Raw genomic sequence first — 790 nt, forward strand, 5'->3', positions numbered from 1 at the left:
AGTTGATATAATCTTGCATCGGCTTAATATCCCTAAAAAGCCCGTAATAGCGATTCTGCTCATCTTGGTAGAATTTGGCCACAATAAAGGGGTGTCGGTCTTAAGTTTAAGGGCAAGAGAGAGCTTGTAAGAGAGATTGACGCACACCAAGTGTTACACACGCTCAAACAACATGGCGATGCGATTAAGGAAGCCAAACGGGGACAAATTGCGGTAACTTTAGAGGACATCGCCCATTACCAAGAGTATCTTAAAAGCCCCGATTTTAAACACATACAAGAAGAGAGTGGGCGTATTGTGTATGCCAAACAGATTAATGGCTACGCGGTAGTGATTGAGGAAGCCTTAAGCGGGCAAGATAAGTTAAGATTTTTTGATATGTGGAAGTTAAAGGGGCAACTCAATAAAGAAGTTCTGCTATCCCATAGCCAACGCCCTAACACGACTCCAAGCCTTGATCTTGAAGGCTATATGCCTAGCAGTGGAGCTAACCCTACCACCCCAGAACTTAAGAATCAAGCCCAAACCCTCTACACCCAAGCCCAAGAGCAAGAGGGTGGGTTTAAAACATTGTTGGAGGGGCTTAAAGAGCCTAGTGCGCATTTAGAAGCCAATAGCGTCTTAAAGAGTGTGGGGAGCATTGAGAGCAAGATTAAGCGCAAGAGGGGGGATATAGGGGCCATTAGTGACTTTTTAAGAGCGGCCATTAGGGTGGAGGATAGGGGACATCTTAACGGGCAATTGACCCATGTTGAGGATAGTTTAAGAGCGCAGGGCATAGAGCCCATTA

1 protein-coding gene is annotated in these 790 nt (G+C 45.6%); it reads left to right on the top strand.

Annotation, left to right across the window (positions count from 1 at the left end):
• Positions 1 to 150 precede the first annotated feature (150 nt).
• Positions 151 to 790, top strand: a 640-nt coding sequence (locus tag EAO36_RS08275) for a PBECR3 domain-containing polyvalent protein (RefSeq protein WP_459562063.1), incomplete at its 3' end; no start/stop codon positions are given.

This window comes from Helicobacter mehlei (genome assembly GCF_003660265.1).
GTDB classification, from domain to species: Bacteria; Campylobacterota; Campylobacteria; order Campylobacterales; family Helicobacteraceae; genus Helicobacter; species Helicobacter mehlei.